This window comes from Parachryseolinea silvisoli (assembly GCF_021190955.1).
GTDB classification, from domain to species: Bacteria; Bacteroidota; Bacteroidia; order Cytophagales; family Cyclobacteriaceae; genus Ohtaekwangia; species Ohtaekwangia silvisoli.
Genome location: NZ_JAIOAO010000004.1, coordinates 340,760 through 356,196 on the forward strand (window position 1 = coordinate 340,760; position 15,437 = coordinate 356,196).

Annotated in this window: 9 protein-coding genes; 8 read left to right on the forward strand and 1 reads right to left on the reverse strand. The window is 55.1% G+C overall.

Going from position 1 to position 15,437, the window contains the following annotated elements:
• The first annotated feature begins 1 nt into the window (after position 1).
• From K7P01_RS24345 to K7P01_RS24370, 6 genes are all read left to right on the forward strand, one after another.
• The gene (locus K7P01_RS24345; protein WP_267297395.1) at positions 2 to 937 is read left to right on the forward strand and encodes a dihydrodipicolinate synthase family protein; all 936 of its coding nucleotides are present in this window, start codon (positions 2 to 4) and stop codon (positions 935 to 937) included.
• Complete coding sequence (locus tag K7P01_RS24350) at positions 934 to 2,418, forward strand: aldehyde dehydrogenase (NADP(+)) (protein WP_267297187.1); 1,485 nt, start codon at positions 934 to 936, stop codon at positions 2,416 to 2,418. Before K7P01_RS24345 ends, K7P01_RS24350 begins: the two co-directional genes overlap by 4 nt.
• A 22-nt stretch (positions 2,419 to 2,440) precedes the next feature.
• On the forward strand, positions 2,441 to 3,445 hold the full coding sequence (locus K7P01_RS24355; RefSeq protein WP_267297188.1) for a 4-hydroxyproline epimerase: 1,005 nt from the start codon (positions 2,441 to 2,443) through the stop codon (positions 3,443 to 3,445).
• Between the two features lie 17 nt (positions 3,446 to 3,462).
• Positions 3,463 to 4,710: an NAD(P)/FAD-dependent oxidoreductase gene (locus K7P01_RS24360; protein ID WP_267297189.1), complete on the forward strand. Its 1,248-nt coding sequence runs from the start codon at positions 3,463 to 3,465 to the stop codon at positions 4,708 to 4,710.
• 155 nt (positions 4,711 to 4,865) lie between these two features.
• Complete coding sequence (locus K7P01_RS24365) at positions 4,866 to 7,265, forward strand: glycoside hydrolase family 127 protein (protein WP_267297190.1); 2,400 nt, start codon at positions 4,866 to 4,868, stop codon at positions 7,263 to 7,265.
• Between the two features lie 35 nt (positions 7,266 to 7,300).
• Positions 7,301 to 9,703 (forward strand): glycoside hydrolase family 127 protein, encoded by a 2,403-nt coding sequence (locus K7P01_RS24370; RefSeq protein WP_267297191.1) that lies wholly within the window; start codon positions 7,301 to 7,303, stop codon positions 9,701 to 9,703.
• Positions 9,704 to 9,716: 13 nt separating this feature from the next.
• Here the strand turns inward: K7P01_RS24370 and K7P01_RS24375 are convergent, their stop codons facing one another.
• On the reverse strand, positions 9,717 to 10,604 hold the full coding sequence (locus K7P01_RS24375; protein WP_267297192.1) for an AraC family transcriptional regulator: 888 nt from the start codon (positions 10,602 to 10,604) through the stop codon (positions 9,717 to 9,719).
• Positions 10,605 to 10,871: 267 nt separating this feature from the next.
• On the opposite strand from K7P01_RS24375, the gene K7P01_RS24380 reads away from it, so the two are divergent.
• Positions 10,872 to 13,376, forward strand: a complete 2,505-nt coding sequence (locus K7P01_RS24380; protein WP_267297193.1) for an alpha-L-arabinofuranosidase C-terminal domain-containing protein — start codon at positions 10,872 to 10,874, stop codon at positions 13,374 to 13,376.
• 168 nt (positions 13,377 to 13,544) lie between these two features.
• A complete protein-coding gene (locus K7P01_RS24385; RefSeq protein WP_397311136.1) occupies positions 13,545 to 15,215 on the forward strand; it encodes a M1 family metallopeptidase in 1,671 nt (556 codons plus the stop codon).
• Positions 15,216 to 15,437 lie beyond the last annotated feature (222 nt).

A 15,437-nucleotide genomic window follows, 5' to 3' on the forward strand; every position in this document is an offset into this window, starting at 1 on the left:
GATCACATGGAAAGGAGTGTTTCCTGCGGTAACGACGAAGTTTACGGCAGATGACAAACTGGATTTTAAGGCGTTTGAGAAAAACGTAGAGGCGCAATTGAAGGCCGGTGTGCACGGCATCATCATTGGCGGAACGTTGGGGGAGTCCAGTGTGCTGTCGCCGGCAGAAAAGCAGGAGCTGTTGAAGTTCACGGTGCAGACCGTGGGGGGACGGGTGCCCGTTGTCCTCAACATCGCAGAAGGCGCGACACGCGACGCCGTACAGATTGCCGAGAGCGCGCAGAAGAACGGCCTGGACGGCCTCATGCTGTTGCCACCCATGCGGTATAAATCCGATCACCGTGAGACAGTCACATACTTTAAGACCATTGCCAAAGCCACCGACCTGCAGATCATGATCTATAACAATCCCGTCGACTACAAAGTAGACGTGACGCTGGATATGTTCGAAGACCTGACCGAAAGCAAAAATATCGACGCCGTAAAGGAATCGACGCGTGACGTAGTGAATATCACGCGCATGGTGAATCGCTTTGGCGACCGCTTCAGCATCATGAGTGGTGTGGATACACTGGCGATGGAGAGCCTGGTCGTGGGCGCTAAGGGCTGGGTAGCCGGGCTGGTGTGTGCCTTTCCCGAAGAGACTGTCGCCATTTATAACCTGGTGAAGGAAGGCCGTATCCAGGAGGCCGTGGAAATCAACCGCTGGTTTATGCCGCTGTTGGAGCTGGATACGTTTGCCAAACTGGTGCAATATATCAAGCTGGCCGAAGCCGAAGTGGGCCTGGGCACGGAAACGGTACGGGCGCCGCGACTGGTATTGGCAGGAGAGGAGCGCACCGAGGTATTAACGATCATCCGCGATGCGCTGAAGAAACGACCCGTGCTGCCACGCAGCAATGGCCAGTCCGTTAAGCCTACCGCGCTTACAACATGATGGGCCAGCAACAGCTCGACAACGTTGTGCAGCAGGCTGCGCAGGCGTTTGACGTGTACCGCGCCGTGAGTGGTGCGCGCAAGGCGGCATTCCTGGAGGCGATTGCCGCCGGTATTGAAGCGATCACCGACGAGTTGGTGCCCCTGGCACAAGCAGAGACACACTTGCCCGAGGCACGTCTGCGCGGCGAGATCGGACGCACGACGGGGCAGCTACGCGCGTTTGCCGCATTGGTGGCTGAAGGACATTGGGTACAGGCAACCATCGATACCGCGCGGCCGGAGCGCAAGCCTGTGGCGAAGCCCGACCTGCGCAAAATGTTGGTGCCCCTTGGGCCGGTGGTAGTCTTTGGCGCGAGCAATTTTCCCTTTGCCTTTTCCACGGCGGGGGGCGACACAGCGTCGGCCCTGGCAGCGGGATGTTCCGTGATCGTAAAGAGTCACCCGGCGCATCCGAATACGTCGGCACGGGTGGCGGCGGTGATCACCACAGTGGCCCGTGCGACCGGTATGCCGGCCGATGTATTCCAACACATCGAAGACTCCAGCATCGAGGTGGGGCAACAACTCGTAAAACACCCGCTGACGCAAGCCGTGGCCTTTACTGGCTCACAGCAAGGCGGTATGGCGTTATATCATCTCGCCGCGCAACGGCCCGACCCGATCCCGGTGTTTGCCGAAATGGGCAGTGTCAATCCCGTCGTCGTATTGCCCGGGATAGTACAGACTAACACGGCGTTGCCTGCTATAGTGGCCGCATCCATTGTACAGGGCGTCGGACAGTTTTGTACCAACCCCGGGTTACTGTTTATTCTACGTGGCGATGGGTTGGGTGGTTTTCTGACGGCGCTGGGCGATGCCATTCACAACAGTGCGCCGGGCACGATGCTCCACACCGGCATTGCCAAAAACTATAGTATAAAAAAAGCGAACGCCACGGCGCAGGCCGGCGTCTCAGTCCTCGGGACCGCGATGGATGCACACGGCGACACCCAGGGCGTGCCGACGGTGGCACGTGTACATGCGCGTGATTTTATTCATAATCCGGCGCTGCACGAAGAAGTTTTCGGACCTTTCTCCCTCGTGGTCACCTGTGATAGTATAGACGAGCTGCGGGAAGCGCTGGCAGCATTGCCGGGACAGCTCACCACGTCGCTGTTTGGAACAACCGCAGAGTTGGAACAACAGGCAGGCCTGGTGGCGGCGTTACAAAAACGGTGTGGACGAATGATCTTTAACGGTGTGCCCACCGGCGTAGAGGTGTGCAAAGCCATGCAGCATGGCGGGCCGTTTCCGGCTACTACCGATGCGCGGTTTACATCCGTCGGCACGGATGCACTCTATCGGTTTGTGCGGCCGTTCAGTTATCAGGATGCGCCGGAAGCCTTGTTGCCGCCGGAGCTGCGCAACGACAACCCGCAGCAGATTCTTCGATGTATAGACAATAAATGGACTACTGAACAGGTCCTGGCATTAACCTGATCCTTATCTTGTAGAAGCGACCATGAAGAAGACATTTTTTTGTATCGATGCCCATACCTGCGGCAACCCGGTGCGGTTGGTGGCCGGTGGCGGCCCGGCCCTGGAAGGGAAAAACATGAGTGAGAAGCGGCAGCACTTCCTGCGCGAATACGACTGGATACGCAAAGGATTGATGTTCGAGCCACGCGGTCACGACATGATGAGCGGCAGTATACTGTACCCGCCGTGTGATCCGCAGAACGATGTGGCCGTGCTGTTCATTGAGACCAGTGGCTGTTTGCCGATGTGCGGACACGGTACCATCGGCACGGTAACGATCGCCATCGAAGAGGGACTTGTTGTACCCAAACAGCCGGGTGTATTGAATGTCGAGGTGCCTGCCGGGCTGATCCGTATTGAATATACCCAGCGCGAAAGCGACAACAAAGTAACGTCGGTCAAGATCCGGAACATCAAATCTTTCCTGGCGGCCGAGAATCTCACGGCCGAATGCCCGGACCTCGGCGAGCTGCGGCTCGACGTATCATACGGTGGAAACTTCTACGCCATCGTCGACGTGCAGGAGAACTTCCCGGGCCTGGAACATTTCCGCGCCGAGCAGCTCATCGGCTGGAGCCGCGAGCTGCGCAAGAACATCAACGCGAAGTATACCTTCGTCCATCCCGAGAATCCCACCATCAACGGCTGTAGCCACATCCTGTGGGCGGGGCTGGTGATCGACCCTGCGTCCACGGCACGCAATGCCGTGTTTTACGGCGACAAGGCCATCGACCGCTCGCCGTGTGGCACCGGCACCTCGGCACGCCTGGCACAGTGGTATGCCAAAGGAAAATTGAAAGCGGGCGAGCCCTTTATCCATGAAAGCATCATCGGGTCGAAGTTTATCGGCCGGGTGGAAGAGGGCACCACGCTGGATGGCAAGCCTGCCATTGTGCCCAGCATCGAAGGATGGGCCGTGGTGACCGGGTATAATACCATCATCATGGACGACAACGATCCCTATAAACACGGCTTCCAGGTAATCTAACAGCGCGACAGAGCGGCATGAAACATATAGCAGTAATCGGCGGCGGTGTAATCGGACTCAACACCGCATATTATTTACAACAGGCGGGACATCGTGTTACCATCTTTGAAAAAGGCAGGCTCGACGACACCTGCTCCATCGGCAACGCGGGCATGGTCGTGCCCAGCCACATCGTGCCGCTGGCCGCGCCGGGCATGATTGCCAAAGGCATCCGGTGGATGTTTAATGCCAAGAGCCCTTTCTATGTGCGCCCGCGCCTGAGCGGCGACCTGATCAAGTGGGGTCTGAAGTTTTATAATCATGCCAACGCCGATCACGTGCACCGTTCCGCGCCGTTGCTGAAGGAAATCAGTCTGATGAGCAGGGACCTGTTCCGCCAACTGAAGCAAGCGGGAGAGTTCGATTTCGGCTACGAAGAACGTGGCTTGCTGATGTTGTTCCAGACAGCTGAAACGGAAAGGGAAGAGATCGAAGCTGCCCACCTGGCCAACCGTCATGGTGTGAAAGCAGAAATACTAACCCTGGCCGAAGTGCAGAAACTGGAACCCGATGTACGCGTAACAGCCCGGGGCGGAGTGTACTTTCCAGGGGATGCGCAATTGATACCACAGCAGTTAGTGGCCGGCCTGGCTGCACACCTGCAGCAAAACGGGGTCACGATCCATACCAACCAGGGCGTAGAGACGATCCGCACGGAGAATGACCGTATTGTACACATCGTAACAGGTGGCGTGCCACAAGCTTTTGACGAGTATATCATCGCTACGGGGGCGTGGTCCGGCGAAGTATGCGCGCAGCTCAACCTGGGCTTGCCCATGCAATCGGGCAAAGGCTATAGCTTTACCTTGCAAGATGTCGCCAGGAACATTCGCATTCCCACGCTGTTGCTGGAAGGCCGCGTGGCGGTAACGCCCATGGGGAATGCACTGCGCTTTGGCGGAACCATGGAGATTGCCGGCACCGACCGATCGGTGAACATGAACCGCGTGCAGGGCATTGTCGAAACGATTCCGAAATACTACCCCGACATGAACGTCGGAATACCGGATGTCAGCACGGTGTGGAGCGGCCTGCGTCCGTGCTCACCCGATGGCTTACCCTATATCGGCCGCTCGCGGCGGTATAAAAACCTGATACTGGCCACAGGCCACTCCATGATGGGCGTCAGCCTGGCGCCGGCCACGGGCAAGCTCGTCAGCCAGATCGTAGACAACACGCCGACCAGCATGGACATTACAGCCTTTGACCCGGAACGGTTCGATTAATACCTGCTGCCGGGAACATCTTATCCCGGAAAATAGCGCAACCCCTGTTGGAGGGGTAAAATCCTACCGGCAGTTGATAATATCGACCAAAATCGGTGTCGGGATTCGGGGTAAGTTTGGAATACCATCGAACAGAACCTATGCGTTATTATACCATGACAGGCAGAAATATACTCGCCATACTACTATGGCTCGGCGCGCGAACGGCAGGCGCACAAACAGCCCCCTTGCAGGCGGGTGATTATCCCATTCAGCCTGTGCTGTTCAACGCGGTAAAATTGCAAGATCATTTCTGGGCGCCGCGCATTAAAACCAACCATGAAGTAACGATCCCCTTTACCCTGGGGAAATGCGAGTCGACGGGACGGATCAAAAACTTCGAGATCGCCGCGGGGCTAAAGACCGGAGTCTTTGGTACGGAATTCCCCTTCGACGATACCGATGTTTACAAGATCATCGAGGGCGCGAGTTATTCGCTGCAGATCTTCAAAGACCCCGCCCTGGAGGCAAAAGTCGATACGCTTGTGGCGCTGATCGGCAAAGCCCAGGAATCCGACGGTTATATCTATACGAACCGCACCATCATGGGCGCCAAGGGCCATGAATGGGCCGGTACCAGGCGGTGGGAGAAAGAAGCCGATCTCAGTCACGAGCTGTACAACATCGGCCACCTCATCGAAGCGGGCGTTGCGCATTACCATGCCACCGGCAAACGGGCGTTGCTCGATATTTCCATCAAAGCGGCCGACCGCGTATGCGCCGACTTCGGTCCGGACAAACTGCATACCTACTCCGGTCATCAGATCATCGAGCTGGCCATGGCCAAGCTGTACAAAGTAACGGGTGACAAGAAATACCTGGAGATGGGCAAGTTCCTGCTCGACGTCCGTGGACCGGGCGGCGATGCCTACAACCAGGCCCACAAAAGCGTGGTGGACCAGCACGAGGCCGTCGGCCACGCCGTACGGGCGGCGTATATGTATGCCGGAATGGCCGACATCGCCGCCCTCACATCCGATGCGCGGTATATCAAAGCGATTGATGACATCTGGGAAGACGCCGTGTATAAAAAAATGTACGTCACGGGTGGCATCGGCTCGACGGGCAACGGCGAGGCTTTTGGCGCGGCGTATGAGCTCCCCAACATGTCGGCATATAACGAGACGTGTGCGTCCATTGCCAATGTATATTGGAACTACCGCTTGTTTCTCCTGCACGGTGATGCAAAATACTACGACGTACTGGAACGTACGTTGTACAACGCTTTCCTGTCGGGTGTATCGCTGACCGGCGACCGGTTCTTTTATCCGAACCCGTTGGAGTCGCACGGACAGCATCAGCGTAGCCCCTGGTTTAGCTGCGCATGCTGTCCCAGCAATGTGACGCGTTTTGTGCCTTCGATAGGTGGCTATTTCTATGCACAGAAGGATCAATCGCTTTACGTAAACTTATACGGCGAAAGCACTGCCGACTTTGCCGTGGGCAAGACGCCGGTTACGCTGAAGCAAAAAACAAACTACCCGTGGGAGGGTGATATACAAATCGAGGTGACGCCGGCCCAGGCCGCGACGTTTGATATTCGTCTGCGTATTCCCGGGTGGGCGCAAGACACGCCAATGGCAGGTGATCTTTACCGCTTCCGCGATAAGGCTACGGCGCAACCGCAGGTATCGGTAAACGGCAAAGCCGTGCCATTGACGACCAATAAGGGATACGCGGTACTTGATCGTAAATGGAAGAAAGGCGACGTCATTCGTATCACGTTACCGATGCCTGTACGGCGGGTAGTCGGTAATACACACATTGCCGCCGACCAGGACAAATATGCCTATCAACGTGGCCCGCTGGTATATTGTGCCGAATGGCCCGACTACGCGGAAAAGAAAGTACTGAACATCGTCGTGCCCGACGATGCCAGGATGCAAGCCGTTTATACTCCCGACTTGTTTAACGGCGTGTACCGGCTCCAGACAAAGGGCGAGGCCGCGGCCCGCGCGTCCGAAACCGAGATTAAAACGCAACCTGTCGACGTAACGCTCATACCCTATTTTGCCTGGGCCCACCGGGGGGCGGGAGAGATGACGGTATGGATTCCGCGCAAGGCCGGTGTGGCACAACCTACGCCCGCGCCGACAATTGCCTCGAAGAGTAAGCTGTCGGCTTCACACAAAGCGCGTACGCTGATGGCCCTGAACGATCAGATGGTGCCGCGCAGCTCCAACGACCAGAGCATTATCTTTTACCACTGGTGGCCGCTGAAGGACACCGTGCAGTGGGTACAATACGATTTTGAGAAACCGGCGCGTGTCGGCGGTTCGCAGGTATATTGGTTTGACGACAGCCCGTTTGGCGACTGTCGCTTGCCTTTGGGATGGCGGCTGTTATACCGCCAGGGCGAACAATGGCTGCCGGTGAAAAATACTGCACCGTACGGCGTGGAGAAAGACCGTTACTCGGGCGTGTCGTTCGAGCCCGTGACGACCGACGCCTTGCGCCTGGAGGTGACGTTGCCCAAAGAACATTCTGCCGGCATCCTGGAGTGGTCTGTGCAGTAATCTTTTTGTTTATCTATATCCATTACCCAAAACCTATGTTCTTTTATTTGAACCGTTTTCCCCGTGTATCGGCCCTCGTCCGCCGCAGTGTGACGTTATCCATCAGTGTACTGTCCGCCTGGTGTGTCAGTGCGCAGTCTTATATTCCGGAGGAGGCTAACCCGCGGGTAAAGGTTGCCGATAAGATGCCGGTGGCGGTCTATCCCTTTTCCTTGCAGGAGGTGAGCTTGTTGCCGAGTGTATTTACCGAGGCGCGGGATGCCGACCGGCAGTACCTGTTGAAGATCGAGCCGGATCGCCTGCTGTCGCAATTCCGATCCCACTCGGGGTTAACACCCAAGGCTGATAAATATGGCGGATGGGAGAGCGACGGTCTGGCGGGGCACACATTGGGCCATTACCTGTCAGCCTGTGCGTTGGACTATGCGGCTTCCGGTAATCCCGAAATGCTCAGGCGCGTCAACTATATCGTCGACGAGCTGTATGCGTGCCAGGTCGCACGCAAGACAGGCTACGTGGGCGCTATCCCGCGGGAGGACTCGGTGTTCCTGGAAGTATCACAAGGCGACATCCGGTCGCGTGGCTTCGACCTGAATGGTAGCTGGTCGCCGTGGTATACCATTCACAAAGTCATGGCCGGGCTGCTCGATGCATACCTGTATTGCCATAATGACCGGGCGTTACAAGTAGAGAAAGGCATAGCCGACTGGACGGGGCAGGTATTAAAAGACCTGAACGACGCGCAGATTCAAAAGATGTTGTTGTGTGAATACGGCGGCATGAATGAGACGCTGGTGAATACGTATGCCTTTACCGGTGACAAAAAGTATCTGGATCTGTCGTATAAATTTCACGACCGGGTAGTGCTCGACTCGTTGGCGCACCAGGTAGATAACCTTCCGGGGCGACATTCCAACACCCAAATTCCCAAAGTGATTGGTACCGTGCGACGCTATCAGTTGACAGGCAACCGCAATGACCTGGTGACGGGCGACTTTTTCTGGAAGACGGTCGTACAACATCATTCTTACGCACCGGGTGGCAACAGCAACTACGAATACCTGGGTGATCGCGATAAGCTAAACGACAAGCTGACGGACAATACCATGGAGACGTGCAATACCTACAACATGCTCAAGCTGACGCGGCACCTGTTTGCCCTGCAGCCGTCGGCCGGCCTGATGGATTTTTACGAACGGGCGTTGTACAACCACATCCTGGCGTCTCAGCATCATAAGACCGGCATGATGTGTTATTTCGTACCGCTGCGGATGGGCACGATTAAAGAGTTCAGCGATGAGTTTAATACGTTTACATGCTGTGTAGGATCAGGCATCGAAAACCACGTGAAGTATGGCGAGAGCATTTACTTCCGCGGTAAGGATGGTAGTGTATATGTCAATCTGTTCATCCCGTCGGTGTTGCATTGGAAAGCGAAAGACTTTCGCATCACGCTGAACAGCCGCATACCGCAGGGTAAAACGGTTACGCTCACCATCGGTACTGGCAAAGCACAGGAACGTACCCTGCGCTTCCGGAAGCCACAATGGGCACCCGCGACCGTGGCCGTCCGCGTGAACGGCAAAGCGGTGCAGGCGCCATTGGATGCGGATGGCTATCTGACCCTGCGTCGTACATGGAAAAACAACGACGTGGTGGAGATCGACCTGGAGTCGTCACTCTATACTGTCGCAATGCCCGACAATGCCGCACGGCAAGCCTTCTTTTATGGGCCGGTATTGCTGGCCGGAAACCTCGGTAAGCAGGAGCCTGACCCTTCCACCGGCATAACGGTATTGGTCGCGGCGGAACAGAGCGCAAATAAGATGCTGGAGAAACTCCCCGGCGATTCGTTGACCTTTCGTACCCGAAGCATCGGTGCACCCGCCGATGTTACGCTGCAGCCTTTTTATAACCTCGACGACGAGTATTATTCGGTGTATTGGGACGTCTTTACACCCGCCGCCTGGAAAGAAGAGCAGCAGCGCTACGAGGCGCGCAAACGGGAGGTCTATGCCCTGGAGAAGAGTACCGTCGATATCCTGCGGATAGGAGAGATGCAGCCCGAGCGCGACCACAACTTCACGGGCGATAAAGTAGAAACAGGCGAGCTGCATACACGCAAGTTCCGCGTGGCGAACGACGGTGGGCATTTCAGCTTTACTATGAAGGTAATACCCGGCTTCTCGTACAACCTGGTCGGCACCTATTGGGGCATGGACAACCGCGGGCGGAATTTCGATATCCTGGTGGATGGCGAAAAGATTGCCAGCGTCGATCTGAACAAGTTCAAGGAAAGTAAGTTTTACGACATTACGTATAGAATCCCTTCGCACCTTGTCGCAGACAAGACGAGCGTAAAGGTCACGTTCCAGGCGAAGGCGAAGAATCAGGCCGGACCTGTTTATGGCGTACGGCTCGTAAAAGAATCACAATAGCCGCAACAGCACGTTACCGTAACACGACGTCCATTTTATTCTCCTGTAGCTTCCGGAATTCCGTGGGGGTGATCGAACACACCGAACGGAATTTCCGGTTGAAGTTTGAGAGATTGTTAAATCCCACCTCCATCGATATTTGCGAAATGCTCAGGTCGTTTTGCTGCAGCAGCTTGCGCGCATGGCCAATGCGGATCTCCGTCAGGAAATCGACATACGACTTGCGCGTGCGTTTTTTAAAGTAGCGGCAAAACGAGTTGGTCGTCATGTGCGCCAGGTAAGCTACTTCATCCAGCGAGATTTTGCGGTGGAACTCGTTCATCGTAAAGCGGTAGATGTCGGCCAGCTTGCGGCCGTCCTGCTCATCAAAGTCACTGTATACGCCGGAGGAGGCCAGCGGCTCCAGGCTTTTGTTCGACGACAGGATGCTAAGGATTTTCAGCAGCACGATGATGCGGTCCATGCCCGTCTTTTTGAACAGGTGTTTGATGAGCTGCGCCACGCGGCTTTTGATAGGTTCCTGAATGAGCAGGCCGCGCTCACTGCTTTTGGCGAGCTCGTTCAGGTGCGCCATCTCCGGCATGGAAAGAAACGTTTCGCCGAAGGTCTTCCACTCGAAGAAGAGCGAGAGCGAGTGCGCTTGCCCCTCCCGTTGGTGTTCATAATATTTCCGGTCGTTGCGGAAAACGTGGGGCAGGTTCGGGCCGATCAGGAATATATCACCGGGTTTGAAGGCTCCGATAAAGTCGCCGACGATTACTTTACCGTCGCTTTCAAGGATCAGCGTAAGTTGTATTTCCGGATGCTGGTGGAGGTTGTCGTAAAAATGAACCTCATGGTCTTCCTGCAGCCGAAAAGATTCCTGCGATGTCTTCGGAATTTTAAAGGGTAGAATCTTCATAAGGGTGGTATGATTACAATAATAAATATAATAAATTTATTATTAATTGTGAAGTTTACAATTAACGAAATTGCAACGCACTCAATTTTGCTTATGCATAATACTACTTTATTCACATTATTCGATTGTTTGCGCAAACGCAAAACGTCGGATTTTTCAGGTAAAATTGTATCGATGGGCGGCAATATCCATGAAACGCTTTCTGGAGCGATGGACATAATTTCGAGCCTACAGATGAAGCGTTTTTGTTTAAGTATAGTTGTTTGTGTGAGTGTGCACCTTGCGATGGCGCAGACTGCCCGAATCTCGATATCCGGTGCGACAACGGGTGCGACGGTATCCCGTGATTTGCACGGTATCTTTTTCGAAGAGATCAGCCACGGCGGTGAGGGCGGGTTGTATGGCGAGCTGATTCAAAACCGCGGCTTTGAGGAAAGTAAAATACCCGAGGGCTGTACGCTGGATTCGGGTTTCCTGGTCCCTCCGCGCACGCCGCATTATAGCGCAGACCAGGTCGTAGACTGGAAGATGCCGTTTGAAGCGAAGAACGATTATCCCGGCTGGTCGCTGGCAACCAGCGGTGGCGCCATCGCGCACCTGGCAGTAGACCTTTCGCAACCGTTATACCCCGAGACGCCGCGTTCGTTGAAAATTACTATAGCATCGATGCCGCGAACCGCGAACGTTGCCGTGATAAACGAAGGGTTCTGGGGAATCTCCGTGCAACAGGGTGCTGCCTATACCCTGACCTTCTATAGCCGCGCGGAAAAGTACAACGGTGGCATGACGGCACGCCTGGTGAGTGCTGACGGCAAAACATTGGCCGAGCATGTTTTCGAACGTGTGCAGGGACGTGGCTGGAAAAAATACACGGCCACGCTACGCGCACAGGCGAGCGATGCACAGGCTACATTTCAAGTAGTATTGTCCCGGCCGGGCACCGTGTGGCTGGATTTTGTTTCGTTGTTTCCGTTAGAGACGTTTCGTAACCGGCCCAACGGCCTGCGGCCGGATCTGGCGCAATACCTGGCCGATCTGAAGCCGGCGTTTGTGCGATGGCCCGGTGGATGTTTTGTGGAGGGCATCAGTCCCCAGAGCGCGCCGAACTGGAAAAAATCACTCGGCCCCGTCGAACGGCGCCCCGGCACATACAGTCCGTGGGGCTATTGGTCCAGCGATGGACTGGGCTACCACGAGTTCCTGCAATTCTGTGAAGACATCGGTGCCGACGCGCTGTATGTATTTAATTGCGGCGTGTCGTGCGAAATGCGCAGCGGTGTATATGTGGAAGACGCGCACGTCGACACCCTCGTGGCCAGCGTTCTCGAGGCGATCGAATATGCCATTGGCCCGCAGGAGTCCCGTTGGGGCAAGGTCCGGGCGCAGCAAGGCCATCCGGAACCGTTTCCCTTGCGGTACGTGGAGGTAGGCAATGAGCAAGTGGGCGAGCGGTATGCAAAACGGTTTAACATCTTTTATAAAGCCATTAAAGAAAAGTACCCGCAACTCGAAATATTGGCGGCGATGGGCATAGCCCACCTCAGCCAACCCACGATCCGCACGGTCGAGAAGATGGACATCGCCGACGAGCATGCGTACAAAGCCGCGGGGTGGGCCATGGCGTATGCGGACTGGTACGACAAATATCCGCGAAAGGACTGGAAGCTCTATGTCGGCGAGTACGCCTGCAACGCCGGTGTCGGCGCGGGCAACATGGCCGCAGCTCTGAATGACGCCACGTTCATCCTGGGCATGGAACGAAACTCCGACCTGGTGACGATGAGCAGCTATGCGCCATTGCTGGAGAATATACACGACACCGACTGGCCGGTAAACCTGATCCGGTTTGATGCCGGCCGAAGCTTTGCCCGCATATCCTACTATGCCATCAAAATGCTAAATGAGCACAAAGCCTCGGTAAACCTGGCAACGCAGGTAGCGGTGCCGGTAGACACAGTCACGGCGGCGTTTACCGGCAAGATCGGGCTCAGTACGTGGGACACGCAAACCGAGTATAAGGATGTGGAAGTGATACAAGACGGCAAGGTAGTATACCAGTCCGGCGTGATCCGGAAGGAGGATTGGCATCTGACCGGCGGACAGTGGGAGGTACGCGACAGTGTCCTCGCCCAAACGAAGGAAGGTGCCTGGCCGCTGGCATTGCTGAATACGAAATCATTCGACAGGTATACCTTAAAGTTGAAGGCTCGTAAGACGGGTGGCCATAATGCGTTCATGATACCTTTTGCGTTCCGCGACGATCAGCAATACATGCGCGTGCACCTGGGCGCCTGGCTCAACAAGGTGGCAGCCTTTGAGACCGTCACAAAAGGCGCCGATGCGATCGTATCGCAGCCCGTGCGATTGGAAAAGCCCGTGGAGCTGAACCGGTGGTACGCCATCGAGCTGCGTGTCAATGCCACCACGGTGGAGTGTTACCTGGACGGCAAACGGTTGATGACCTATCACACCCCGGCCGACCTGTTTGCAATTGCCGGCCGCGACGACAAGACGGGGGAGTTGGTGATCAAAATAGTGAATGCCGTCGGGCATGCCCGACCGGTGTCGATCGCGGTAAACGATCTCGCCCTGGAGCCGACGGGTACCGCCGTGGTGCTGGCGGCAGAGTCGCCGGACGACGAGAACTCATTCGAGTCGCCGCAGCGGTTCGTGCCACAGACGGAGTCCGTGCACAGCATCGCAAAACATTTTGAGTATGTAGTGAAACCCTGGTCCGTGACGGTGTTGCGGGCCCGGATCAAACGACCCTGACCGCGGCGACGCGGCAACGCCATCGAATAACGCCGATTGGAGTTATTTGGTTTGGGTGAGCCCCGTCTGTCCGGACGGGGCTTTTTGATAGAAGGCGGTTAAGATACTATCAGGATTCGCTAATTTACGATCCATGAATCGGATGTACCGATCTTTAACTTTAGCCCTATGCTCTCTTCGTCTTACACCGTCCGGATCGCCTGCGCGATCTTCCTGATGCTCACCTTTGTTCCGGGTTGCCTGCAAGCACAGGCGCCTGTGTTTACCCACGACGATACCCTGCGTGGCACCATCACCCGTGAGCGTGCGTGGTGGGACTTGTTGTATTATCATCTCGATATTAACGTCGATCCGGCGAAGAAGCAGTTGTCGGGCAAAGTGACGGTGCAATACAAAGTACTGGAGCCCTATACCGTATTACAGATCGATCTGCAACAGCCCCTGGTAATCACCCAGGTGTTGATGGGCAAAAAGAAGCTTACGTTCACGCGCGACGGCAGCAATGCCTATAAGATTACGCTGCCGCAGGCTCCCGCCAGGGATGCCATCCAATCATTGGATGTGTATTACAACGGCAGCCCGGTAGTAGCCAAGAACCCACCGTGGCAGGGTGGCATTCAATGGGTCAAGGCCACCGACGGTTCGCCGTTTATTGCAACCTCGTGCCAGGGCCTCGGGGCCAGCGTGTGGTGGCCGTGCAAAGATCATATGTATGACGAGCCCGACAGTATGCTCATGAGCATCACCGTGCCGGAAGACCTGATGGATGTTTCCAACGGCCGGCTGCGCAGTGTAGTCGAAAACAAAAAGGCTAAGACAAAAACCTATAACTGGTTTGTCGGCAATCCTATCAACAACTACGGTGTAAACCTCAACATTGCTAAATACGCGCACTTTGCCGACACACTGCACGGCGAAGCGGGTACCCTTGATCTGAATTTCTATGTGCTGCCCGAGAATTTGGAGAAGGCCAAAGTACAGTTCAAACAAGCCAAGCTGATGCTAAAAGCCTTTGAGTATTGGTTCGGTCCGTACCCGTTCTACAAGGACGGCTACAAATTGGTAGAAGCGCCCTACCTGGGCATGGAACATCAAAGCTCGGTCACGTACGGCAATGGCTATGGCAATGGTTATCGCGGGCGCGACCTGTCGGGCACGGGATACGGTTTGAAATGGGACTTTATCATCATCCACGAATCCGGGCATGAGTGGTATGCCAACAACATTACCTATCGGGATATAGCCGACATGTGGATTCACGAATCCTTCACGAACTACTCGGAAGGTTTGTACACCGAGTATTACTTTGGCAAGGAAGCGGCCACGGACTATGTGGTCGGCACGCGGCGGGGCATTCAGAACAATACGCCGATCATTGGCGTTTACAATGTCAACAAAAGCGGCTCTGGTGACATGTATCCCAAGGGGGGCAACATGCTGCACACCCTCCGGCACAGCATTGGCAATGATGTGTTATTCCGCGATATCCTGCGGGGTATGAACAAAACCTTCTATCACCAAACGGTGCGCACGGAACAGATCGAAGGGTATATCTCAAAACGAGCCGGACGCGACTACTCAAAAGTATTTGATCAATACCTGCGGTCGGTAAAAGTTCCCCAATTCGAATACTATTACGCGGGTAATAAACTATTCTACCGTTGGTCCAACATCGTGTCCGGCTTTGACTTGCCCCTCCGTCTGTCGGATGGTGCGGGGGCTATTGTATTATATCCAACGGCCCAGTGGCAATCACAAGAGCCGATTATCGACAAGCCGATCGATGCCAAATACCTCGAGCGCATGTACTATATCACCGTGCGCGATACCGCTCAATAACCGGCTAATATCCTATTATCATCAGCTAAGATCAGCGAAGCAGGCCCCTGCTTCGCTATGTAATTTCATTTGTGCTTTGTGATGTAGTGTGTGTGCTATGTATAGCATCGCAAGAGTACGATCATGTCGCTGATGGCGTTGGATGAATCATCGTTGGAACGCGCATGACAGATATTCCCATGTATAGTTGGTGATAGTTCTATATAGAGTTCTTTTTCAACC

Excerpts from the sequence above, each read along its gene's own strand:
- K7P01_RS24375 (WP_267297192.1), bottom strand. The coding sequence starts at position 10,604 with ATGAAGATTCTACCCTTTAAAATTCCGAAGACATCGCAGGAATCTTTT.
- K7P01_RS24370 (WP_267297191.1), top strand. The coding sequence starts at position 7,301 with ATGTTCTTTTATTTGAACCGTTTTCCCCGTGTATCGGCCCTCGTCCGC.
- K7P01_RS24360 (WP_267297189.1), top strand. The coding sequence starts at position 3,463 with ATGAAACATATAGCAGTAATCGGCGGCGGTGTAATCGGACTCAACACC.
- K7P01_RS24350 (WP_267297187.1), top strand. The coding sequence starts at position 934 with ATGATGGGCCAGCAACAGCTCGACAACGTTGTGCAGCAGGCTGCGCAG.
- K7P01_RS24355 (WP_267297188.1), top strand. The coding sequence starts at position 2,441 with ATGAAGAAGACATTTTTTTGTATCGATGCCCATACCTGCGGCAACCCG.
- K7P01_RS24385 (WP_397311136.1), top strand. The coding sequence starts at position 13,545 with ATGCTCTCTTCGTCTTACACCGTCCGGATCGCCTGCGCGATCTTCCTG.
- K7P01_RS24365 (WP_267297190.1), top strand. The coding sequence starts at position 4,866 with ATGACAGGCAGAAATATACTCGCCATACTACTATGGCTCGGCGCGCGA.